The organism is Paraburkholderia sp. GAS333 (genome assembly GCF_050435665.1).
GTDB classification, from domain to species: domain Bacteria; phylum Pseudomonadota; class Gammaproteobacteria; order Burkholderiales; family Burkholderiaceae; genus Paraburkholderia; species Paraburkholderia fungorum_A.
In genome coordinates this window covers 192,936-216,497 of sequence record NZ_JBNDKS010000004.1, presented here as the reverse complement: position 1 = coordinate 216,497, position 23,562 = coordinate 192,936, and the positions used below count along the sequence as shown (strand labels likewise).

Here is a 23,562-nt window from a genome sequence, read left to right as displayed (position 1 = left end):
ACATCCATGCATGCAGCGTAGAGCAGACAGGTTAGCCGTGGGTATCCACCCACGCGGCCGCCCACGAAATTCCGAAGGCCCGAGCCTATTCCTCGGTTTCGCAGGTAGCAAGTACGCCCGAGCCTTCGATTAGCTTTCTGCTAGACGTGTGCATGTCAGGTGGGACAATCTAACTGCGCAGCAAGCTCTGCCAGACTTCCGACCACGTAGTCCCAGTCCTTCTCGGCTTTCAAATCGGTCTGTTGGCCTTGCCCGTGTTCGAGCGGCCGGACAACGAAGGCCGTTTTTAGTCCGCATTGCCGTGCTGCAGCGAGGTCGCCATTATGCGCCGCGACCATGCAGACCTCGGCAGGGCTCAGACCGAGAATCTCAACGGTGTCTGAGTAGACGCGCAGCGTCGGCTTGTACGCTTTAACGACTTCCGCGCCGAGAATTGCATCCCAAGGTAGCGCAGCCCGCTTGGCCATGTCGACCATCAGTCGGATGTTCCCATTAGACAGCGGCGCGACGATAAATCGACGCTTTAGCCGCAACAGCCCCTCGACAGAATCAGGCCACGGACCGAGTCGATGCACCCAAGTTTCAATTCGGCCAGTTCCTCCGCCGGAATCGAGCCCACCTTGATGCCAAAATCCGTCAATACCTTAGTCAGGTTCTCCATGTGCAACAAGTCGAGCCTGACGAACGCGCGCCGGCCACTCCGAATTTCTTCCATGGCGGGCGAATACTGACGTCGCCAGGCATTGGCGAGTTCAAAGGCATCGACAGAACTTGCGTGGCGGGCGAGGAACGAGTCGACGTCGTGCGCCACGCCGCTTCGCCAATCAACGACAGTGCCAAAAACATCAAATAGTAGCGCTTTGATTTCAGAGGTATCCGTCATTTGGTGCCTCTCGACCGCGCCGTGACAGGCGAAGAGCGGCAGGTTGAGGCGCCAACGGACGAAAAGACGCTGCCACTAATGTCTTGTGGACATTTGCGCATGGATTCGCCCGACTACCTAGACGGTGTTTTTGGCACGGAGCCGGCAGCTATGGACCATGCCATTGATGAGTTGCTACCGCCTGTACTGGCAAACGCAAGCTGAAAATAACCAGAAAGTTGTGAGCCTGTCAGCGGTCTGTTCAGTCAGGATTTGACTTGGCAAGTCACTCGTCGGGGCGTGCAGACATGCTTTCGACCATGAGACTCGTCGTAGCATCGAGCTGCTTGCCCTGTCGCGTGATAACGCTAAAGAGCGACGAATAGGAGAACGCGGACGGAGCAAGGGAAAAGAGCTCTCTTTCGTCAACCCACCGCTGCGCGTAATGGCATGGCAGATAACCGATGTATGTACCCGTGAGCAGCATCGTCAGGATAGCCTCCATCGAGAATGCAGTCCCCACGCGGTTAAACGCCACATGCCGCGGCTTGTTGCTCTCCAGCATGTAGCCTCGCTCGACATACGGCGCCTCGGCAATCGCCTCCATCAGTCCGACCCCGGACGCCGTCGATAGCGGATGACTTTTCGCGCAATAGAGATGCTGCTCCTCGGAAAAGACAGGCGTGTAGACGAGTCCCGACAGGCGGTGGTGGAAAGCTCCAATCGCCAGCGCGATTTTCTCATCTAGCACCGCCTTTTCGAGCCCGTCAGGCGGCATGACATGCAGCGTCAGATGCGTCGACTCTAACCTCTTGCGAAAGCGCTGCAGCGCCGCGACCGTCGGTGAGCCCGGGTATGAGAGCAAGCCGTCGACCACCCCCAGTGCCAGTCTCGCGGTAGGCTGGCCGCTTAACGCACCCACGCTGTCAAGAAAGCGGCTCACATCGGAGAACAGGACGCGGGCTGCCTCGTAGACCGCTAGCCCCTCTTCCGTCACCTGAAAGCCCTGTCGTCCACGGTGACAGAGCTTGGTGCCAAGCCGGACTTCAAGGTCGCGAACCATGATGCTCAGGCGCGGCAGTCCCGTATTAAGGATTGTCTGGGCGGCGGTGAAACCACCGGCCTCGACAATCGTGCAGAACACGCGCAATGATTTCAGGTCGATGTCTGAGAGATTTCCAAGCATGGTTATCGTAAGCGATGGCACTCCGCCAGCCGCTTGAGGAAGCATGCGCGCACATGAGCGTTAAGGCTGCTTACGCGTCAAAGCGCTGACGATAAATCAGTTTTCTGCAAACGCAGGCTGTTCGCTCGCGATTGTACGACGTTGAGCGTGCGCTTCGGCAATCACGCAGAGCAATTCGAACATCATCGTGGCGCCCACCAACGCCGTATTACCGCTCGGGTCGAACGGTGGTGAAACTTCGACGACGTCGCCACCAACCAGGTGCAGGCCACGTAGGCCACGCAGCATCTGCTGCGCTTCCAGCGTCGTGATGCCACCAATTTCCGGGGTACCGGTACCCGGTGCAAAGCACGGGTCCAGCGCATCTACATCGAAGCTCACATACGTCGGCCCGGTGCCCACGACACGCCTCACTTCCTCGAGAGTTGCCGCGACACCGATATCCGCAAACTCCTCCATTTGGATAATCCGGATACCAGCGGCCTTTGCGAAATCCAGGTCGTCCGCGGAATACACAGAACCGCGAATGCCAATCTGCACGGTGCGATGCGGGTCAAGCAGACCTTCTTCGACGGCACGTCTGAAAGGCGTTCCGTGAGTGTACGGGTTGTCGCCAAAGTACGTATCGTTGGTGTCCGAATGTGCATCGAAATGCACCATCCCCACCGGCCGGTCTTTAGCTATCGCTCGGAAGATAGGCAGGGTAACGAGGTGGTCTCCACCCGCCGAAATGGGGATTGCTCCTGCCCGATGAATAGTCGAGAAGAATTGTTCAATCTGCCTGAGCGAATCCAGCAGGTCAATTGGGTTCACGGGCGCATCCCCCACGTCGCCGACACGCAGAAGGTCATACGGTGCAATGCCGCTCACGTGATGAACCCGGCGCATGAAGCTGGACATGTTGCGAATCTCGCGCGGTCCATGCCGCGCGCCAGCCCGATTTGTCGTACCGCCATCCCAAGGGACGCCGACAAGAGCAATGTCGACGTCCGTGAGATTAGTCACGGTTGGCAGACGCATGAATGTCGGAATGCCGGCGAACCGCGGCACGAGTCCCGCATCAAGCGGTTGAGGCAGATTGCTGGCCATGAAAGCTCCTTGAGGATGGGTCCGCACCTGACAAACGTAGCACCAAGCCGAGTCATGAAAATTTTCGGATGAAACAAGTCAGCTTTCCTTTCTGCGTAACTACGCATGTCGCTTTCGCAAGTCGATAAGTTGACTTTATGCCGCCGGAATTGATGAGGGATTTTGACCTTTCTAGAGTTTGGCCACCAAAGCGCTAAGGCGCCATTCCCTCATCGTGTGGAGTTGCCATGTCTAAACCGAATAACTTTTCTGGGAAAACGTGTCTGGTGACCGGCGCCGCGAGCGGCATTGGTTACGCGATTGCACTCGCCTTCGCGCGTCGCGGAGCGCATGTCCTGCTGAATGACCTTCCCGGCAGCAAAGGGCTTTGTACGCTGGCTGACGAGATTCGGCAGTCCGGAGGCACGTTTGCGCTGGTAGAGGCCGACGTGTCGGACCCTGTTGCCGTGGCAGCCATCTTCTCGGATATCAGCCATATCGACGTGCTCGTGAACAATGCCGGCTTCCTTCAGGAATCGCCGTTCACCGAAATGACCGTTGGCATGTGGGACCGCATGATTAAAGTCCACCTGTATGGAGCGTTTCACTTCTGCAGGGAGGCCGCGCGTCTCATGAAGGAGCAACGCTCCGGACGAATCATCAACATCGCCTCGGACCTCGGGCAAGTCGGCTGCGAAAACCTCGCCCACTACAGCGCAGCGAAAGGCGGAATCATCGCCTTAACCAAATCACTCGCCCGCGAACTGAGCAGAGCCGGCGTGCTCGTCAATGCAATCGCGCCGGGAGGCGTACTGACGCCAATGGTCGAGGCGCTCGGGGCGACGTACATCGAGGAGGAGTCTGCGCGCTACCCGCTCAATCGGCTTGGCACGACACGGGAAATCGCAGATGTCGCCCTATTCCTCGCGTCTGAGGCCTCGTCCTTCATGACGGGGCAGATAGTCGGGGTGAACGGAGGCGGCGTCATGAATGGCTAATCGGTAGTTCAAAGGTCCCGGACGTGGACGGGCCAGCCCTCCGCGTTCCGACTACCCACCTGTTCTACAGCGAGACCACACGATGAAACTCTCAGACGTTATTGGCTATGACCGACACGGCACTGTCCAAGAAGTGCCGACAGCGCTGAACAAGGGCACGCTAGGCACCAAGGATGTCACGCTTTCCGCACTCGGCTTCAATGCACCTGCGTGGGTAGCCGCTTCCTCAATGTCGATTCTGTATTCGATATCCGGACATCAGGCACCGCTTGCCATCCTGATTGCTTACTTCTTCCCGATGCTTGTCCTGGCGTTCAGCATGGTGTTTCTGACGCGACAGGCTCCGTCGGCGGGTGGCGTGTTCACCTTCAGCTCCCGCTTTCTCCATCCAGAAGTGGGGACCGTTCTGGGTTGGACCTACACCGTGGCTTGCACGGCCGTCACGCCAATGTGCGCGCTGATTAGCACCGAGTATATTCAGGCGCTCTTTCCGGCGCTCGCCGGTCTGCTAAATGCAAAGATTATTGGCACCTTGCTGATATTGACTTTCTTCGCCATCTCCTGCAGAGGCGTCGGGGTCACCGCAAAGGTCGCAGGCACCTTCCTCATTTTCGAAATTGCCGTCGTCGCGGGCCTCGGTCTGCTCGGCATTCTTCGGCCACACGTCGACGGACTGTCGCTCGCTTCAATGTATTCGCTGAAGCAGGCCGGTGGTCTGTCATCCATTGGCCCGGGCGTGCTTTTTGGTGTCTGGATGCTCGCGAACTTCGACTCGGCCATCAATTACATTGAGGAAGCCCGCGTACCAGTCCGGACGGTGCAACGCTCGCTACTACTCGTTCTGACATCGGCATTCGTCATCTACAGCCTTGCCGCTATTGGCTGGCAATACGCCGTCCCCGTCGTCAAACTCGCAGCAATTGTTGAAAATGGAAATGGTGGCCCGATAGCTGCCGTCGCGCACACCTACCTGCCCTCATCCATGACGTGGCTTGCCCTTTTTGTGGTTATCACGTCCGCTTGCGCCGGACTGCAGATATCGTCGAATGCGGCGGCCCGTACGCTCTATCGCATGAGCGAGGAGAATCACCTCCCCGCCGCGTTGAGTGCGGTGAACAGTCGCAAGGCGCCTTGGCTCGCCACGACAATCGTGTCCATCGCCGCGATTGCTCTCGTCTGGTGGAAGCCGCTCGACAAGATTGTCTGGTACTACGATGTGGTCACCATTACGCTCGTCGCCTCGTACATCTCGGCGCTTGCTGCCATGCTTGTCGCCGTGTGGAAGCTGCACCGCCCGCTGCTTGCGACGTCGCTGTCGGCGCCTGTTGTCCTTGCCATCGGTGTACTCGCCTACATCGGGTACACGTCCGGCGCCAATCCCGTCTCGCCAGAGGACCTGTACAACGCGTGGTATCTCGGCGCAGCAACGCTGGTCACGGGCCTTCTTATCGTCGTCGTCCGTCGCCGCTCGCGCATCGCCCGCAGTGGACGGCCAGCGAACATCGAGGCATCGTGACGACTAAATGACCTGAGTCCTGACATAACGGGGATGCTCATGCATATGAAATCATTTGAATGGCCCAACGGCTATCACGCCGCTGTGTCGTTGTGCTTCGACGTGGACGCTGAGTCTGGATGGGTTACCGACGCAGCGAACCACAAGCGGCTCTCATTAATGTCGATGGGGGCGTACGGACGCCGGGCGGGTGTTCCCAGGATTCTGGACCTACTTAGGCGCCACGAGCTTAAGGCGCAGTTCTTCATCCCGGGCTATACCGCGGAGATTGACCGCGAGCTCGTTAAAACCATCCATAACGACGGACATCCGATTGGTTGCCACGGCTATCTGCATGAGCGTACCGACGAACTGACTTACGAGCAGGAAGACGACATCCTGGCCCGGTCAAAAGCAATTCTGGAGGACATCACCGGCGTTTCACCAAATGGATTTCGCGCGCCGCTATGGGAAGTGACCCCTCAAACACTTGAGCTACTGGGCAAGCACGGCTTCGAGTTCGACAGCAGCCTCATGGGAACAGATGTTCCCTACTCCGTTCAGGCTGGCGGGCGGCGCCTCCTCGAGCTGCCCGTGACGTGGCTACTGGACGACTGGGAACAGTTTGCCTATTCTGCCGTGCCGCAGGTCGGTGCAGTCATCGAGGAGCCTGACAAGGTATTCAGGCTGTGGAAGGCGGAGTTCGATGCGCTGTATCGGGAAGGCCGCTACTTCATGCTGACAATGCACCCGGAAATCATCGGCCGGGCCTCACGCATCGCGATGCTGGACGCGCTGATTTCCCATATGAAGCAGCACGAAGACGTCTGGTTCTGTACGCCGCAGGAGCTGCTCGCGGCATGGAAGGAAAAGCAGTTTTTGACTGAAGACTTGCCCTATTGAAGGAGGTGACAATGGCGATTCTGGTTACAGGAGGTTGCGGGTTTCTTGGGCAGACGCTACTTTCCCAGCTGTGCGCGGACGACAGGACCGCAGTCAGCTATGACCGTCGTGCGCGCGAAGACGATGAGCGGGTTGGCCTGAACTATGTCCAGGGTGACCTGAGCGACCTGCCCCTGCTACTGGAGACAATCGAGCGCTTTGCGGTCACGGAAATCATTCATACCGCAGCGATTTCCCATCCGTTCTTTTCCCGGGAGATTCCGTATCAAACGGTTGTGACCAATGCGCTGGGTACAACCAACGTCTTCGAAGCGGCGCGGTTAAAGTCCATTCGTCATGTGGTCAATTTCAGTTCGGAGTGCGCATACGGCAATAACGACGAACTGGACACCGTGACCGAAGATGCACCACTTAACCCGACCACGCCCTATGGCGCGACAAAGGTATTCACGGAAAAACTCGCCGCCGTCTATAACAACCTGTATGGCATGCGCATCGTGTCGCTCAGGCCAGGCTGGATTTACGGGCCGGGCCAGTTCATGCAGTGCTATCTGAAGACGATGCTGCGCAATGCCATTTATGGCATGCTGACCAGGGAAGATTCGGGACGCGACTACCGCTTTCAGTATGTCCATGTTAGCGACGTCGCACGGGCGAGCATTCTCGCGCTCAAAGCTGACATGTCCAGATTCAGCGTGTTCAACGTCACCGCGGACGACCAGCGGTCTTATGCCGAAGTAGCAGCTCTGGTCAAAGCGCAGTTCCCTGATGCGCAGATTGATATTGGTCCTGGCACCATCGATGTACTGGACCGGAACGGGCCATTCGACCAGACCCGCGCCCGCGACGTCCTGGGCTATACGCCTTCGGTCTCGCTAGAAGATGGCATTGCGACATACGCGGACTGGTTGCGCCACCATCCGTACTGAGAGTTTCCACACGCGGCGCAGGCCGCGCCGGTCTGCTAACGCCCAACGCACAGACTTCTGCCCAGGAGCCCCTGAAGCCCACACATCCCCGCTCTGCCGGGATGTGCACAAGCGCCTTCAACCCCTCAGGCAGTGACGCCTACAATGCTATCGGCGATTTGTGCGTCCTGAACGGCTACACCGGTCAGGTCCGCAACAGTAATCTGTTTGCCGCGCGAATCGTCACGGCCGCGCTTTCCACTTGCCAGCAAGGTTCCGAGCTCGGTCAGTTGCTCGAGCTGAATCAGTCCCGCAGACAACGCATGTGAGACTTCGCCGTACTTGCTGCATTGAGCAATCGAGTCGACCACAATCACATCTGCGCGACTAACGATAACGGGGTCGAGCTCCTGCTTGCCCGGACCGTCGGCTCCGACCGCAGTGATATGCGTGTCATCCTGAACCCAGTTGGACTCCAGCAGCGCCTTGCGCGAGGGGGTCGCGGTCACAATGAAGTTCGAATTGGACGCGACACCGTCAGCGGTATCGTGAGCATGAACCGAGAAGCCGACCACCGACATGTCGTCGGCGAACTGAGCGCGTCGCTCGGCATTTGGTTCCCAGACGTGGACTTCGCGGCACGAAGTGACCGGGCGTAGATACTCAAGCTGCAACCGCGCCTGCACGCCGGTGCCGATGATGCCAATGCCGTGAACCTCAGGCGGCGCAAGTACACGTGCCGCAAGCTGTCCGGCGATAGCCGTGCGCACGCAGGTCAGCCAGCCTTCATCCTGCAGTAATGCGACGGGTGCACCTGTCCTTGCCGAGAAGAGCATGACAAGTCCACTATTGCTAGGCAAGCCAGCAGCGGGGTTGTTGTAAAAGCCAGAAGACACCTTCACCGCGAAAGTATCGGCCCCGTCGACATAGGCCGACTTGATGCAGCATTCGCCGTTAATCGCTTCGAACTGGAAGTTCTGAATCGGCGGCACCTGGGTCGTCTTGCGCGAATAGGCGATGAAGCCCTGCTCAACCATGCGCACAGCACGCTCCATATCGAAGCGCGCAATGATTTCGTCTTTCGTCCAGATTTTCACTTTACGGCCTCGATGAATTTGTTCAGCATGATGTTCCGACCGCACAGTACAACAGCCACCGCGCGTCCCTGATAGCGGGGCGCCAGACGAAGCAGCGAAGCCAGCGCGACGCCCGCGGCACCTTCCACCATAAAGCGGTCGGTCTGAGCGAGCAGTTTCATCGCAGCGCTGATTTCTTCCTCGGTCACAAGGTCAGTGTCCGAAATCACCTTCTGGCCAATGCCAAAAGTAATCGTGTCCGGCTCGATGCCGCCCGCCGTGCCATCGGAAATCGTGTCGCGCTCTTCGACTTCGATAATCTCGCCCGCTTTCAGGGAGCTATAGAGTGCGGTGGAGTTGGCCGGCCAGCAGCCGATGACTTCTGTCTCCGGGCTCAGGTGCTGGATGGCCGTCCCTACCCCCGAAATCAGCCCGCCCCCGCCGACAGAAGCGAAAACCGCAGCCAGGTCGATGCCGGCCGCGCGCGCCTGCTCGCTCAACTCGACCCCGATGGTGCCCTGCCCTGCAATGACGTCGATGTCGTTGTACGGGGACACGAAAGTCATGCCCTTGAGTTTCGCCTGCCGACCCGCTTCAAGTTCGACCGCAAGTGACGTGTCATCGATTGTGATGACTTCGGCTCCCAGCGCGCGGATGGCGTCAAGCTTGATTGCCGACGCAGAGCTCGTCGCATAGACCGTGACCGGCACTCCCGCGAGCTTGCCCGCGAGCGCCACACCCTGACCGTGGTTGCCGCTCGAGACAGTCAGCACACCGTTGCGGCGGGTCGCTTCGTCGAGCAGACGAACTTTGTTGGACGCACCGCGGAACTTGAACGAGCCGGTTAGTTGGAGATGCTCGCACTTCAGATACACCTCGCAGCCGGTCACCTTCGAAAGCATCGGACTGTGCGAAAGCGGCGTCACCGCAACTTGTGGGCGAATGGCGCGATGCGCCTCTTCAATCCGCTGAAATAAATCGTTTGTCACCCGTTACCTCTCAAATCTTTCAGATGGTTGAAAACTGTGGCACGCCCCATCGACAGCAGCTTCGCCACGTAATTTGCCGCGCTTTTTCCCTTGAATGCACCCTCTTCATGGAGTGCCTCGACGAGTGCGCGCTTATGCTCTCGCGTGAGCATGGACAGCGTGAGCTTACGTTCCTGTAGCCAGTGATTCAGAAAGACGTTCACCCGGTCCTGCCAGTCGTCGTGAAAGAGCTTCTCGGGTTGCGGCTGAAGCACAGTGCTCGACACCAGCAACTCAAGCGCCTGCTTCGCCTGTTCCAGGGCCGCCAGATGGAAGTTGATGCACATCACACCGATGGGCTCTCCCGCTTCAGTGCGCACGACAACGCTGGTCGACCGGACCTTGCGACCATCCCAGCCAAGCTTCTCGTAGGGGCCAATGACCGTCTCCCGGTCATCGAACTCAATATCGTCGAGGGCTGAGTCGTCCCCCAGTTCACGCCTGGACTGGTTGTTCGCGACGTAGACCACGGTCTGCGTCGCAAGGTTATGGAGCACAACTTCCGTGTACGGCGGAAACAGCATTGCGATGCCGTCGGCCACTGCGCAATAGGGTGCGAGCGGTCCAAGCGATATCTTCCGGTTGGCTCGTCGGGCTCCGGTCTTCGGAGCCTGCTTTGCCTGCTTCACGGAATGATTGGAACCGTTCGTCGAAGTGTTTGCTCTGGTCATGACATAGCCTTTTTGGAATGCGGAATGCGCATGCAGCATGCCGCACTTGCGGCTCAATGCACGGCGAGGTCCACGGTGAAATACTTTTTCAGAAGTTGCTGGTAGGTGCCGTCGCGCTTCAGCTCTGCAAATGCGCCGTTAAGCGCGTCAAGTAACTCATGGTCACCCTTGCGCACGCCGATACCGACACCTGTTCCGATGATTTTCGCATCATTGACAGAGTGGCCAGCAAAGACGAAGTCTTTCCCATGCGCCTGGTTCAGGAAGCCGAGACTGGCGGCCGTCGCATCGACGAAAGTCGCCTCAATGCGGCCCGCAACCAGGTCGTCGTACACCTGGTCCTGTGTCTGATAGCTTTCCACGTCCACGTTCTTCGGCGCCCACATCTGCTTGGCGTACTGCTCCTGGATGGAGCCTTGGAGCACGCCTACCTTATGTCCTGCCAGCGATTCCGCGTTCGGCTGCAACGTGCTGCCTTTCTTCGCCACCAACTGCGCCGGTGTCAGATAGAGCGGGACTGTAAAGTCCACCTGTTCGGCGCGCTTGGCATTGATGTTCATGGCGGAATCGATAGCGTCGAACTTGCGTGCCTTGAGGGCAGGAATCAAGCCGTCAAACGAGTTCTCCACCCACACACACTTTGCCTTGAGTTGTGCACAAAGTGCATTGCCGAGGTCGATATCAAAGCCCTGGAGCTGGCCGGTCGCCGTTTTGGATTCAAACGGGGGATACGCGGCTTCGACGCCAAAGCGGATTGTCGAAAATTCCTTTGCTTGTGCCGAAAACGAAAACGCGCTCATAAACAACGCGAACACGGCTACCGCACGCAATGCCTGCTGCCTCATGACCAACCTCACTCTCTCGTGGAAGACCAAATAAACGACCGTAATATCGGTTTCGGCAGCATCTGGGGGTAATCCCCACACCGCGAGCGGTGGCTCAGTGTATGGGCAGGTATGTTGCTGAATCTGTACCGATGGGTATAGACTAGACTTTATGGTATAAATGGTCAAGGGTCTTTGAATAGCGCTCAATCCTCATGTCAAGGTGGGCTTGCGAGGGGTGCTGTCTTTGGGCCGGTCTAATAGACCGGCTGCCAGGACATTCCATAACCCGGACTTTTTAGTCTAATTCTCGGGCTGCCTCGCGACGGGCAGCGCAGAGGTCCAAATCAATCAGGATGAAGGCGGGGGTTTTATGGGACGGCTGAACATCAACTGGGAGCGCGAAGGCCGACAAGCGGCCTACCTCGAACTGCCGAGCTCAACGAATGCGAGCGCTTGGCAGAACCTGCGCATACCAGTCTTTTACTTCCGTGGCGGTGAGGGTCCACGAACACTTCTGATTGGCGGGAGTCATGGCGACGAGTACGAAAGCCAGGTGGCATTGTCAAAGCTCGCGCATGGCCTCGACCCGAACGTCGTGCTCGGGTCGATTATCATCATTCCGTCGCTGAACCTGCCAGCGGCGCTTGCAAGAGCGCGCCTATCCCCACTTGATGGAGGCAATCTGAATCGTGAGTTTCCGGGTGATGCGCGAGGAACGGTGACGCAGCGCCTTGCACACTTCGTGACTCATGAGTTGGTGCCGCGCGTCGACAATGTGGTCGACCTGCATTCGGGCGGGCGAACCCTACAGTTTCTCCCTTGTACTTTCATCCACGAACAATCAGATGCTGCGCGCACCGACGCCTTTCTCGCGGCCGCCCAAAGCTTTGGAGCGCCGCTGACCGTCATCCTTCGCGAAGACCATGCGGACGTCATGCTCGATGACGTCGTCGAACGCGCCGGAAAATTGATGCTGGCAAGTGAGCTGGGTGGCAGTGCGTTGGTGACGCCGGATACCGTCCAACTCGCGTCTGATGGGCTGTTGCGACTTCTGAAGCATCTGGGACATTTAAGTGGTGACCACTCCCAGCCCATGGTTGCAGCGCCTTCGAGGGTGGTCTCCGTGCCAGGGCCGGAATACTATCTGCATGCCGACGACACCGCGCTCTTTGAGCCGATGCGAGAGCTCGGAGAAACTGTTCAGGAGGGAGCGGTCATCGGCTTCTATCATTACATCGACCGGCTGGACCGCGCACCCGTACCCTTGCACGCCCCGCACAGTGGCCTTCTGTTGTGCACCAATGGCGAGGCATTGGTGCACCGTGATGACACCGTCGCCGTAATCGCGGCCGACTATTGGCGCTAGACGAACCTGCGCTTTTCAGAGCCGCTTCGCGGTGCGGGCGGGCCCGCAGCCGCTCAAGCGGTACTCGAGACGCTACTTTCAGCGGGACTTTTTGCGGGCATGGGCCACAGAACTCTCTCCCGCGAGCGCCCTCTGAAAGCAGAACGCTGCATCGCACAGATGGCGGGGCGTGGCTTTGAGATAACTGCGTGGTTCCTTGCCCCAGATGAACTCTCTGCGTTTTGCGAAATCGTGAGGGTGCACGACTTCCAACTCTATGTAGCACCGTTCAAAGAGGTCATGGAGGTCATGGAGGTCGTGGAGGTCGTGGAAAAAGTGCTCCAGCTATCTTCGACATAACTTCGTTGCTTCCGATGAACCGAGTTGGGCAGCGGAAGCGAGACTGTCAGATAAACACAAGCGCCAGTTCGAGGCGGATTTCTCACGGAGCCTGAAAGAGTATACACGGAGTTGGTAATATCAAAGGCCATCTACTTACAATCGAACATTCAAGCACCATTGCATGGACATCTTTTACTACTGGCAGAAGCTCGAAACAAATCTCAAGCACGGCGAGGTCGGATACTTTGCTTCCAACAACGCGAAGCTCTCGGACCTTGCTGGTCGCTTGCCCAATCGCATCTGGGTGTTCAAGACGCCGAAGGGCAAGAAAGGCTCAATCCAGCTCGTGGGGTCGCTGTTGGTCTGCGATGAGCCATGCGTTGCAGTCAATACTAACTATGCGAACGTGATTTACTACGACCCATTTTCGCCTGAGTCGGTCATCTACGCTGAGTCTGGAACGGCAGAGCGAATCGCTGAAGTGTCAGGACATTTTCAGTACCGATTTCATGCGGCGTTCAGCGCAAATTTTCACGGTGACGCTGGAATACAGGCGCTGGAAGCCAACGTCGTGCGTGAATTGGAAACGATGGTCGGACACTGGCCCAAAGTCCAGATGCTCGAAAAGGTCCAAAAACCTGAGAAGGTGTACCCCATCAATCCTTTTGCTCGACCAGCCCAATAAGGGACGCGAATACGATGAAGCGACGAGCGACAGTTATATGTGAGCGCGAAGGCAACGTACTACTGGTTGCTCGAGAGCGTGGTCGTTGGGCCTTCCCAGGTGGCCGGCAAAAGGCCGGCGAAGAAATTGCGTCGACTGCTATTCGCGAGCTTGAAGAAGAGACGGGATTGCACGTTTCGAGCAGCCACTACCTCTTCCAGTTTCGGGGCTTGCGAACCCGGCACTTCGTCTTCATTGTCAGGCTGCCGGAACATGCGGAGCCGGTGCCGTCGAATGAAATAGCCCGCTGTCAGTGGGTCAAACTGAAAGACCTTGCGAAGTTGGAAGCAAGTATTCCAACCAAGGGCATCGCGGAAATCTTTCTTCGTCAATCCCGCAGCAGCGGGCAACCGCAGGATAAGTCTATCCAGACATTGACAACGTGACCAACACGATGGTGCCTATCATCGCGGTTTGGCCCTTTCTAGCGAGCCACCTATCGTGTTGTCCCGTACCGCCGGGGCCTAGTTAGCCAAAAATAAGTATCCTCTTCTGGGGCACGCAAAGCGCTTCAGTCATTAATGGTGACGACCATTTCACCCGTGGACGCTATGCGCGTCCAAATCCTTCAAAGCTCCAGCCCTCTGAACAAGCGGGTACTTGTGACTTACAAACGGCTTCATGGTTCCACCTTCGAACCCAGTCGTAAGTTAGCTAAGCCGACCACCTATCAAAACCGGAACTGCAAGAATCGGTCTTTGCAGGATTTGTCACGCGCGTACCTGTCGGGCCAAAAAATTTAGTTGAATTCAACGCTCAGGAACAGGCCATGCGGCGTGTCAGGAGACTTCCCTGACCAAACGCGGCGTGTCGCCGCATCTCGCCAGAACTATCCAACCGTTCTGAGACGTCAGCCGCGAACCGCCGCATCCACTGTGTGCGCTGCGCTCGAGGTTCCTGAATCCGACTCGCCCGGCGTTCCAGGCGGTTAGCCGTCCGGCCCGGCTTTTGAAAGGACAACATCATGTTTGTACACAACAAACGGCTTCAATACACGGTGCGCGTTACGGCCCCGAATCCCGGTCTTGCAAATCTGCTGCTTGAGCAGTTCGGCGGCCCCCAAGGCGAGCTCGGCGCAGCCTGCCGATATTTCACTCAAGCTGTTGGGGAAGACGACCCCGGTCGTAAAGACTTACTGTTCGATATTGCAACGGAAGAACTGAGCCATCTGGAAATCATCGGCTCCATCATCGCCATGCTGAACAAGGGGGCTAAAGGGCAACTCGCAGAGGCAGTGGAAAGTGAAGCGGAGCTGTACCGTTCCATGACCGGTGGAGGTAATGATTCGCACACCACCTCACTACTCTATGGCGGCGGACCTGCCTTGATTAACTCTGCAGGCGTACCTTGGTCGGCGGCTTATGTGGATACGATTGGCGAGCCTACGGCCGACCTGCGTTCAAACATCGCGGCCGAAGCCCGGGCCAAGATTGTCTACGAGCGACTGATTAATGTGACGGATGATGCTGGCATCAGGGAGACGCTTGGTTTTCTGATGACACGTGAAATCGCCCATCAGAAATCATTCGAAAAGGCGCTTCATTCCATCCAGCCAAATTTCCCGCAGGGCAAGCTCCCCGGCGTGCCGGAGTTCACAAGCGTGTACTACAACATGTCTAAAGGCGACGACTCCCCGCGCGGTCCGTGGAATGAAGGACCGGACTGGGAATTTGTTGAATCACCGGAGCCGGCTGTCGACGGGGGCGACGGATTAGCGAGCGTCAATGTATCGGGCAACGACGTTGAGGTGCTGAGTGCGATGGCTGCACGCACGGCATCCGATACGGCAATAGACCCTGTAACCGGCGCGGACCTAGGTGCAGGACAGGCTGTTAAATAATCAACTGAGGTCCAATGATGAGGGGCGTTGCTTGTGCCCCTTGTCAATCGGTCATGCTTTCTGGCGCGAAGAACGGGAGGATTCGCTGACGCATGCGGTGTGGGACGTCCCCTCACCAATGTCATCTAGGGCTCAATTGACTTCTCACCTGATGCGCCTACAATGAATTTTGCTGCATTGCAGCAAAGGACCTCCCGGTCCTCGGCGTGTGCTCCATGGTCGAAGGACTGACCGATTACGCACTCGTCGTCTCCCCTTATGGAGCAGTCATGAGCACGCTTATTCCCCAGCACGCGTTCGAAGCCCAAGCAGCAACTATTCAGCAACTGTTCGCATTTTCGACGAAGGCCTTCGAAGGCTTTGAGAAGCTAACGGCGCTAAATCTTCAGGTGTTTAAGGCGACGCTTGCCGAAAATCACGCGCTTGCAGTGAAGGCCATGTCCTCGAGGCCCGACGAGTTATTGGCGCTCTCCGCCAGTCTTGGTAAGCCCACTGCGGAAAAATGTCTGGCATATGGTCGGCACGTACAGGAAATCCTCGCTGATGTTCAGGGCGGACTCACTTCAGCCAGTCAATCACAGACTCAGCGCTATCAGAAAGACGCCCGAGGATTCGTCGCAGACCTCACGAAAGCCGCTTCCTCCGCCGCGGACATAGTTGTAACTGAGTGACAGTCTGCGCCGGCAATAACATGTTCGTTGAAGCGTTGAAGGACTACCCGTTTACGACTGTTTCGGCGACTTCACGAAGGCACGCTGGTTCGCCAGAATGCTTAATAAAAAATAGTGCGTCAGGTCAATTGGCGGTCGCGACTTAACAGGCTCCCGCAGACTTTTGGAACATTGGGGTGCCGGCCATTGGCATTCCCGCTGATGTGGTCTACGAGTATCGCTTCGGACGTGCGACACACTTCAGTCTATTTACCATCGGACGGTCTTGTCGGTTGGCAGGGGTGCGCTGGTATCGACTCTGAATATCAGCGGAATATCGCAGTCGAGAATGTCAGTCACTGGAGTATGCTTCGCAGGTCCGACATACTTCACGTCGTTTCGCACTTGCTGGCCGAACCTCAGCACGGCGCGCTTCGCAGTTTCGTTGACAGATGCGTCGCGACGGTTCTGTAGTTCGAAGGCTGCCCCCACCTTCGCCAACTCAGGACCGTCCCGCGATAGAGGAAATAGAAAAATGAAGGCGGCCCGCAAACCTGCAGCTGAAAGACAAATCCGTATTGAAAGCGCTTTTGAGGTAGAACTCGCTGTCGGCGCCTCGCATGTCGAGAGCATGCTGCACGTTGCATCCCGTACAGCATGCATCGAAGACCTGGTGCAGAGCTTTGTACTGCGACACGGAAGTATTGACCTGCACCGATTTCTAGTGGCGCTTGCGGACAGGCTGGACGCGCGTGGAAATAGTATTGGTGCGTTGGCGGTCCGAGAGTCCGCGACATACGGGGCGGTGCCGATAGCAACTCACCTACGCGTGTAAACCCGTCACTTCGACAAGCAGAATCTATCGATTCTGCTTTTGTCGTTCTGCGCCTAGCTATCACGCGGGATTTTCAGATGAGGCGAATATTCAAGTAAGCCGCTCGGTAATTAGTGAGGCATGCGAATTGCGGTCCTCATGATAGCGGGTTCACACCTTCCGGTGCCAACGACCGCTATGCTGAGGAGACAGCCATGCGAAATTCAACAAAGGGATTTTTGATTGCAGCCTTATGTATCGGTATTTCTGGCACTGCATACGCGCAGAGCGCAGGCGGTGGTGCCGGGGGCGGTCAGGGCGGGACAGGTATGAGCAAGCCGAATGCTAGCGGTTCAACCAATACGGTTTCCGGCGCATCCGGAGCAGATACTATGGCGCCGGGCGCAACCACTTCGCACAAGAAGATGCAGAAAAAGTCGAACGCCGCCATGCCGGCATCTGCGACTAACCCCGCCTCAGGCGGCAGCTGAAAGCGTTATGCGCTTGACTGACTTTCTACCGGTAGTCGGGGATGCACAGATAGATAAAGCCTTCACGCGGAAGTTCTGAAGCCGCGTCCCGGCTTATGTATTCGCTTGCGAACCCGATGCATCGGGTTCGCAAGCGCGTTCAATTCGGGCCGGTAGCAGAGCGACGGCTGTCGGTGTGAACACTGCCTAACTTGAAGTTCCGCGTACAGTGCCGGGAGGCCGATGTGACTACCGCTTATGTAGTAAAAACGGGTGAACATTTTCTATGTAGCGCTGAGGACGGTGACATCGGCCTCGCACCTGACATCAAAGAAGCCAAGTCCTTCGCCTCTCGAGAGGAAGCAGAAGAAGCGGCGGACACGCATGCTGACCCCGGATACGAAATCCTGACTATCAGTATATCGGTTCGCTAATTCAAAAATGGTTCGTCTTTTTTGGACAGGCCGGATGGGCAGCGAGATATGCATCCTCGCGATGCGCAAGGCTGAAGCGATGATGCCCGTCAGCCCGACAGCAGCTTCTACTCAGTTCACATTTTTTCCGTAGTCTGATGAAAACTGCGGGTTTCACATTTAGCTAGCGTTTGACGCTACGTTCAATTCTGTGGGACGTCGAGTCAACACGCCGACTGTCAACTCCGACCATCTTCAGTGTCGCGTCAATCATATTCAGCTCCTGACCAAAGTCGAGCGGCCACTCTTCACCGTCGCACCTGACGGTCATACCGTTGTGCATCGATATAACGGAGCGTGCCTTGTACAAAGCATCGACAAGCTTAGTTTTGCTCCTTTAAATGACGCAGGTCACATGTTCCGTCCGGTCGAATGCCTAACTTCTCGCCCGGCTCCGAATTTCCGCCCGCGACGAACGGGTGCGCATGACACTGTTGGCGATTAACCGCCGCTTTTGACTGCCCTCCATATCCAGCAGGGGCTTCAGCGATAGCTGGGTCAAAGGTTAAAAAGTGTCAGTTCGCTATCGTGGATTTGCGTGTACGATACTGTATAAATATACAGTACATTGATGCCATATGACTAGCGCAGCCGCCACCGCCGAAGAGATACATCCGTCCTTGTGGCGGGCGTCCCAGCTCGCGCGCGGCCGCGGCCGGGTCGTCGAAACAGGCTACCCAGCGCTATCCGCGGAGCTTCCCGGCGGAGGCTGGCCCGTCGGCGCGCTTGTCGATTTGCTGGTCCAGCAAGCCGGCGTGGGAGAGCTAAGACTTTTGCGTCCCGCGCTAAGCGCGACTGCGAATCGGCCTGTTGCTTTCGTACAGCCGCCCCACACGCCAAGCGGACTCGGATTGAACTACATCGGACTTCCCATCGAGCAGGTCCTGCGGGTCAAAGCGCAGAAGACAGCCGATGCACTCTGGTCGGCCGAGCAGATTCTGCGCGCAGGTAGCTGCGGCGCACTCATTTTCTGGACGCAGTACGCGCAAGCCTCATCGCTTCGCCGGCTGCATCTGGCGGCGCAATCATCCGAGACCCTGTTTGTGATGGTCAGACCACTGGCCGCCGCGCAGGATTCATCGCCCGCGCTATTGCGGCTTGCTTTGAGACCATCAGCCGACGGTCTGACCGTCGACATTGTGAAACGACGAGGGCCCTCTCGCGCAGAGCCTCTGTCGATTCCCCTTCAGCCAACTCCTGTTCTGCTTTCCCAACATGCGCGTCTTTCTCGCCGTCCACTTGCCGAAGTTGCCGCTCGAGGTCTTCCGACCGAAGTGGTCACCTGAGCCGCCACATGGGAGTGCCGTGCTCGAGAAAGACAAGGTTGTCATCGCCGACAACGCGGCTCGCGCTGCAGGTGTGCGTCTCGGCATGAAGCGCGGCGGTGTGTTGACGCTATCGCCAGAAACCGAGATGCACGAACGCGACGCGGGCAAGGAGGACGCAGCGCAACGGGAAGTCGGAGTTGCACTGATGCGCTTTTCGCCCGAGGTTACCTTGCTCGCTGAAGCGACCGTCGTGGTCGAAGTCGGCGCCAGCTTGCGGCTCTTTGGCGGGCTGCTTGCGCTGTGTCGCGAAGCGAAGGCTGTACTCAGGACACTCGGGCTAACTGCCCGCATTAGCGCCGCGCCCACCGGTCAGGGCGGATGGCTGCTTGCCAAGTTTGGCAATCGTCGCGTGCTCAAACTGGCATCGCTCGAGCAACGCCTGTCCTTCCTCCCAATGATGGCGGTTCCCGAAGTGCGGCCGTTCGGCGAGTGGTTCTCAGGGCTCGGCTGCGAGACTGTCGCCGACATAAGGCGCCTGCCTCGTGCCGGTTTGCAGAAACGATGTGGTGAACATCTGCTCGACTCGCTGGACCGCGCGTTCGGAATCGCGCCCGAACTGTTCGAATGGCTCGAATTGCCACCCAATTTTTCCGTGCGCATCGAGTTGCCAGACCGCCTCGAGCATGCGGACGGTGCCGTGTTTGCAGCACATCGGCTCATCGTGCAACTGTGTGGTTGGCTGTGCGCCAAGCAACTGGCGGTCACCGGCATCAAGCTCCTCCTCGAACATGAGCGTGGCCGCGACGCCATCGCGCCGACGGCTATCGACATCGCATTGGGCGAGCCTACGTGGAAAGAGGAGCATCTTGTCAGGTTGCTCAAAGAGCGGCTCCACCGCGTTGAGCTTACTGCACCCGTCATCGCATTGCGGCTCGACGCATCCCGGGTGGAGTCCGCGGCGCCTGCTTCAGACACCCTCTTCCCTGAGCCCGGTGGCTCCAAGGAAGACCACGCACGGCTTCTTGAGTTGCTCGTCGCGCGGCTTGGCGAAGAGAATGTTCTTCGGTCCGCACCGAGTGCCGACCATCGGCCCGAGATTGCGAACCGCTGGATTCCAGTAGCTCAAAAGTCAAAGCAGGACGCACTTCCGCTGGGGCTTCCACGGCCGACATGGATGCTGGACAACCCGGTGAGGTTGTTGATGCGTCAGCATCGCCCTTTCTATGGTTCTCCGTTGCGGATGGTCTCGCCTGGTGAGCGTATCGAAGCCGGCTGGTTTGACGGTGAACTGGTGACGCGCGACTATTTCGTTGCGCAGGCGGACGACCAGAGCTGCTACTGGATATACCGCGAGCGCGTCAGCAGTCGCGACGCCGAGGAAGAGCAGCGCTGGTTCCTGCACGGACTGTTCGGCTGATGCGTCATGGATACTACATTCAATGTCCTGCCGGCGTATGCCGAGCTTTTCTGCCTCTCGAATTTCAGCTTCCTGCATGGCGCATCCCATGCCGAGGAGCTGTCTGAACGCGCCGCACAGCTGGGCTATTCGGCGCTCGCGGTGACCGACGAATGCTCGCTCGCGGGGGTTGTCCGGGCGCATGTCGCAGCGAAAAAGGTTGGACTGCCGTTTATCGTCGGCTCGTACTTCCGTCTGGTCAATGCCGATGGTTCGCCAGCGTTCGGACTGATTTTGCTTGCAAAGAATCGTGAGGGCTACGGCAACCTGTCCGAACTGGTCACGCTCGCCCGCACGCGCGCACCAAAAGGCGAATATCGCTTGACACCGCAAGACCTGTCGCGACCCGAAAAGGACTATCGGCACCTGTGCGGGATGCCGGATTGTCTCGCTATCCTCGTACCCGATTTCCCGGCGAAGGAGGACGTCCTCGCCGCACAGCTTGAGTGGCTGGATGACGCCTTTACCGGCCGCGCATGGGTAGGTCTGGTGCTACACCAGCGAGCCATGGACGACATCCACCGAGGCTCGGTCGAGTTTGTTGCGCGCAATCTGGATGTGCCCGTCGTCGCGCTCGGGCACGTAGTCATGCACGTGCGCTCGCGCAAGCCACTGCAGGACACCATGACCGCAATCCGGGTCCGCAAACCAGTGCACGAGTGTGGTTATGACCTCGCACCAAATGCCGAGCAGCATTTGCGCTCACGATTACGTCTCGCCAATCTGTATTCTGCCGACGCGCTCGCGGCGACGGTGGACATCGCGAGTCGCTGCACCTTTTCGCTCGATGAGCTGCGCTACGAATATCCGGACGAACTGGTGCCGTCAGGTTTCACGCCAGCGGGATATCTCCGCCAGGAAACGTACATCGGTGCGCAGCGACGTTTCCCATCGGGCATCCCTCACACTGTCCAGGAACAGATTGAACACGAGTTGGGACTTATCGCCGAGCTCGAGTACGAACCGTACTTTCTGACCGTCTACGACATCGTCCGCTTTGCCCGTGGCGAGCACATCCTGTGTCAGGGGCGCGGTTCGGCCGCCAATTCTGCAGTCTGCTATTGCCTCGGCATCACAGAGGTCGACCCGGCGCGCGGCAACATGCTGTTCGAGCGGTTCATCAGCAAGGAACGCGGTGAACCACCTGATATCGACGTGGACTTCGAGCACCAGCGACGCGAGGAGGTCATCCAGTACATCTATCGCAAATATGGTCGCCACCGCGCAGCGATTGCCGCTGCCGTGTCGACTTACCGGCCACGAGGCGCATTGCGCGAAACCGGAAAGGCGCTTGGCATCGACCCGCAGATTGTCGATGTGGTCGCGAAGAGCCATCACTGGTTCGACACGAGTCAGGACCTGCTCGCACGCTTTGCAGAATCCGGGTTGGACCCGGAGAGGCCACTCATCCAGGCATGGGCGAGACTCGCGTCGCAGTTACTCGGCTTTCCCCGGCATCTGTCCCAGCATTCCGGAGGCTTCGTCATCAGTCGCGGCAAGCTTACGCGGCTGGTGCCAGTTGAAAATGCTGCGATGGCCGACCGTTCCGTCATCGAATGGGACAAGGACGACCTCGAAGCGCTTGGACTTCTGAAAATCGATGTGCTCGCGTTGGGTATGCTGTCTGCGATTCGTCGCACTCTGGACATTGTGTCGGAGCAGCGTGGTGAGCGCTTCGAGATGCAGGATATCCCCCCTGAAGACCCGGCGACCTACGACATGATTTCTGCCGCCGATACAGTCGGCGTCTTCCAGATTGAGTCGCGCGCACAGATGTCGATGTTGCCGCGCATGCAGCCGCGAGCCTTTTACGACCTCGTCATCGAAGTAGCCATTGTGCGACCGGGTCCGATTCAGGGTGGCGCCGTTCATCCGTATCTGCAGCGCAGGCAGGGATTCGAACCGGTCACGTACCCGAGCGACGCGCTTAAGACCGCGTTGGGTCGGACGCTTGGCGTGCCGATTTTCCAGGAGCAGGTCATGCAGGTGGCTATCCTGGCCGCCGGATTCACTGCCGGCGAGGCTGACCAGTTGCGACGGGCGATGGCCGCATGGAAACGCAAAGGTGGGCTGGAAAAATACTACGACCGTATCGTGAACGGCATGCAGGAACGCGGTTACGACCTGGCGTTCGCGGAGGGCATCTTCGAGCAGATAAAGGGCTTCGGCGAATACGGGTTCCCTGAAAGCCATGCGGCCAGTTTCGCGTTGCTCGTGTACGCGAGTAGCTGGCTGAAATGTCACGAACCTGAGGCATTTCTCGCAGCGATGCTGAACTCGCAGCCGATGGGATTCTATTCGCCTTCGCAGCTGGTGCAGGACGCTCAACGACATGAAGTCAAAGTGCTTCCGGTGGACGTGACCATAAGCGGATGGGATTCGTCACTTGAATCGCGCGCAGGTGCACCGCGTCCAGCCGTTCGCCTCGGTCTGTCGCTGCTTCGCGGCATGAAGGACGGGGCTGCTGAGCGGATTGAGAATGCCCGGGCGGTCCGCCCGTTCGAAAGCGTCAACGACCTGGCTCGCAGGGCTCAGCTCGACCGGAAGGACCTTCACGTGTTGGCGGACGCCAATGCGCTGACCTCGCTTGCAGGCAACCGAAGGCAGGCCTTGTGGCAATCAGTTGCAGCAGTACCGGACCGGGATATGCTTGCCGTTGCTGCGGTCCAGGATGAGACGCCCGAACTCGGTGCGCCGACGGAGGCGAACGATATCGTCGCGGATTACCGCTCAGCTGGACTCACTCTTGGACGGCATCCGCTCGAGTTGCTCCGGCCACAACTTCTCGAGAACCGGCTGATGCCCGCATCGACATTACGCACGTACCGCGACGGGCGACTGGCGCGAGGGTGCGGTCTCGTGACGGTCCGGCAACGTCCTGGCACCGCAAAAGGTGTGATGTTTGTGACGCTCGAAGACGAGACGGGCAACGTCAACGTCATCGTCTGGCCCAGTCTGCTTGAGAAGCAGCGGAAGGAAGCACTTGGCGCGTCTTTACTTGCTGTGTACGGGACGTGGCAATGCCAGGGCGAAGTGCGACATCTCGTGGCGCAGCGGCTGGTCGACATGTCACACCTGCTCGGCGGACTCGTAACTGCGAGCAGGAATTTCTGCTAAATCCTTGCAAATGGGTATCATGAAATGACGAAACGGAGGCA

Annotated in this window: 20 protein-coding genes and 1 pseudogene; 14 read left to right on the top strand and 7 right to left on the bottom strand. The window is 58.1% G+C overall.

Features of this window, described 5'->3' with window-relative positions; genetic code table 11:
- Positions 1-155: 155 nt before the first annotated feature.
- The 3 genes and pseudogenes from ABH945_RS22995 to speB all read right to left on the bottom strand — a co-directional run bounded on the left by ABH945_RS22995 (position 156) and on the right by speB (position 3,137).
- Positions 156-883 (bottom strand): annotated as a pseudogene (locus tag ABH945_RS22995) (haloacid dehalogenase type II).
- Positions 884-1,148: 265 nt separating this feature from the next.
- Positions 1,149-2,048 carry a LysR family transcriptional regulator gene (locus ABH945_RS22990; RefSeq protein ID WP_074768978.1) on the bottom strand — a complete coding sequence of 300 codons (900 nt, stop codon included), beginning with the start codon at positions 2,046-2,048 and terminating at the stop codon, positions 1,149-1,151.
- 96 nt (positions 2,049-2,144) lie between these two features.
- Entirely contained in the window at positions 2,145-3,137 is a 993-nt protein-coding gene (gene speB / locus ABH945_RS22985) for an agmatinase (protein WP_074768980.1), read from the bottom strand.
- A gap of 227 nt (positions 3,138-3,364) precedes the next feature.
- Between speB and ABH945_RS22980 the strand changes: the two genes are divergently transcribed.
- From ABH945_RS22980 to ABH945_RS22965, 4 genes are all read left to right on the top strand, one after another.
- Positions 3,365-4,114, top strand: coding sequence for an SDR family NAD(P)-dependent oxidoreductase (locus tag ABH945_RS22980; protein ID WP_074768982.1), 750 nt, complete (start codon positions 3,365-3,367; stop codon positions 4,112-4,114).
- Between the two features lie 82 nt (positions 4,115-4,196).
- Positions 4,197-5,630, top strand: coding sequence for an APC family permease (locus tag ABH945_RS22975; protein ID WP_074768984.1), 1,434 nt, complete (start codon positions 4,197-4,199; stop codon positions 5,628-5,630).
- Between the two features lie 39 nt (positions 5,631-5,669).
- Positions 5,670-6,512, top strand: a complete 843-nt coding sequence (locus ABH945_RS22970; RefSeq protein WP_216350616.1) for a polysaccharide deacetylase family protein — start codon at positions 5,670-5,672, stop codon at positions 6,510-6,512.
- Between the two features lie 11 nt (positions 6,513-6,523).
- Positions 6,524-7,441, top strand: coding sequence for an NAD-dependent epimerase/dehydratase family protein (locus ABH945_RS22965; RefSeq protein WP_074768986.1), 918 nt, complete (start codon positions 6,524-6,526; stop codon positions 7,439-7,441).
- Between the two features lie 125 nt (positions 7,442-7,566).
- Here ABH945_RS22965 and ABH945_RS22960 read toward each other — a convergent pair whose 3' ends face one another.
- Genes ABH945_RS22960 through ABH945_RS22945 form a run of 4 tightly spaced genes read right to left on the bottom strand, consistent with a single transcriptional unit; the run spans position 7,567 to position 11,040 of the window.
- Positions 7,567-8,517, bottom strand: coding sequence for an ornithine cyclodeaminase family protein (locus ABH945_RS22960; protein WP_074768988.1), 951 nt, complete (start codon positions 8,515-8,517; stop codon positions 7,567-7,569).
- Positions 8,514-9,485, bottom strand: coding sequence for a threonine/serine dehydratase (locus ABH945_RS22955; RefSeq protein WP_429252042.1), 972 nt, complete (start codon positions 9,483-9,485; stop codon positions 8,514-8,516). Before ABH945_RS22955 ends, ABH945_RS22960 begins: the two co-directional genes overlap by 4 nt.
- Complete coding sequence (locus tag ABH945_RS22950) at positions 9,482-10,252, bottom strand: helix-turn-helix transcriptional regulator (protein ID WP_429252041.1); 771 nt, start codon at positions 10,250-10,252, stop codon at positions 9,482-9,484. Before ABH945_RS22950 ends, ABH945_RS22955 begins: the two co-directional genes overlap by 4 nt.
- Positions 10,249-11,040, bottom strand: coding sequence for an ABC transporter substrate-binding protein (locus tag ABH945_RS22945; protein ID WP_074768992.1), 792 nt, complete (start codon positions 11,038-11,040; stop codon positions 10,249-10,251). Before ABH945_RS22945 ends, ABH945_RS22950 begins: the two co-directional genes overlap by 4 nt.
- 352 nt (positions 11,041-11,392) lie before the next feature.
- On the opposite strand from ABH945_RS22945, the gene ABH945_RS22940 reads away from it, so the two are divergent.
- The 10 genes from ABH945_RS22940 (at position 11,393) to ABH945_RS22895 (ending at position 23,521) form a co-directional block, all read left to right on the top strand.
- Positions 11,393-12,388: a succinylglutamate desuccinylase/aspartoacylase family protein gene (locus ABH945_RS22940; protein WP_074768994.1), complete on the top strand. Its 996-nt coding sequence runs from the start codon at positions 11,393-11,395 to the stop codon at positions 12,386-12,388.
- A 502-nt stretch (positions 12,389-12,890) separates the two neighbouring features.
- Positions 12,891-13,394, top strand: coding sequence for a hypothetical protein (locus ABH945_RS22935; protein ID WP_074768998.1), 504 nt, complete (start codon positions 12,891-12,893; stop codon positions 13,392-13,394).
- A gap of 14 nt (positions 13,395-13,408) precedes the next feature.
- A complete protein-coding gene (locus ABH945_RS22930) occupies positions 13,409-13,819 on the top strand; it encodes an NUDIX hydrolase (protein WP_074769000.1) in 411 nt (136 codons plus the stop codon).
- A 578-nt stretch (positions 13,820-14,397) separates the two neighbouring features.
- Complete coding sequence (locus tag ABH945_RS22925) at positions 14,398-15,273, top strand: manganese catalase family protein (protein WP_074769002.1); 876 nt, start codon at positions 14,398-14,400, stop codon at positions 15,271-15,273.
- 269 nt (positions 15,274-15,542) lie between these two features.
- Positions 15,543-15,944 carry a TIGR01841 family phasin gene (gene phaP, locus ABH945_RS22920; protein ID WP_074769004.1) on the top strand — a complete coding sequence of 134 codons (402 nt, stop codon included), beginning with the start codon at positions 15,543-15,545 and terminating at the stop codon, positions 15,942-15,944.
- Positions 15,945-16,952: 1,008 nt separating this feature from the next.
- Positions 16,953-17,228, top strand: a complete 276-nt coding sequence (locus ABH945_RS22915) for a hypothetical protein (RefSeq protein ID WP_074769010.1) — start codon at positions 16,953-16,955, stop codon at positions 17,226-17,228.
- A 224-nt stretch (positions 17,229-17,452) separates the two neighbouring features.
- Positions 17,453-17,641: a hypothetical protein gene (locus ABH945_RS22910; RefSeq protein WP_074769012.1), complete on the top strand. Its 189-nt coding sequence runs from the start codon at positions 17,453-17,455 to the stop codon at positions 17,639-17,641.
- Between the two features lie 617 nt (positions 17,642-18,258).
- Positions 18,259-18,966, top strand: coding sequence for a translesion DNA synthesis-associated protein ImuA (imuA, locus tag ABH945_RS22905; protein ID WP_074769016.1), 708 nt, complete (start codon positions 18,259-18,261; stop codon positions 18,964-18,966).
- A complete protein-coding gene (locus ABH945_RS22900) occupies positions 18,896-20,365 on the top strand; it encodes a Y-family DNA polymerase (RefSeq protein ID WP_171910293.1) in 1,470 nt (489 codons plus the stop codon). Before imuA ends, ABH945_RS22900 begins: the two co-directional genes overlap by 71 nt.
- A gap of 6 nt (positions 20,366-20,371) precedes the next feature.
- On the top strand, positions 20,372-23,521 hold the full coding sequence (locus ABH945_RS22895) for an error-prone DNA polymerase (protein ID WP_429252040.1): 3,150 nt from the start codon (positions 20,372-20,374) through the stop codon (positions 23,519-23,521).
- The last annotated feature ends 41 nt before the right edge of the window (positions 23,522-23,562 follow it).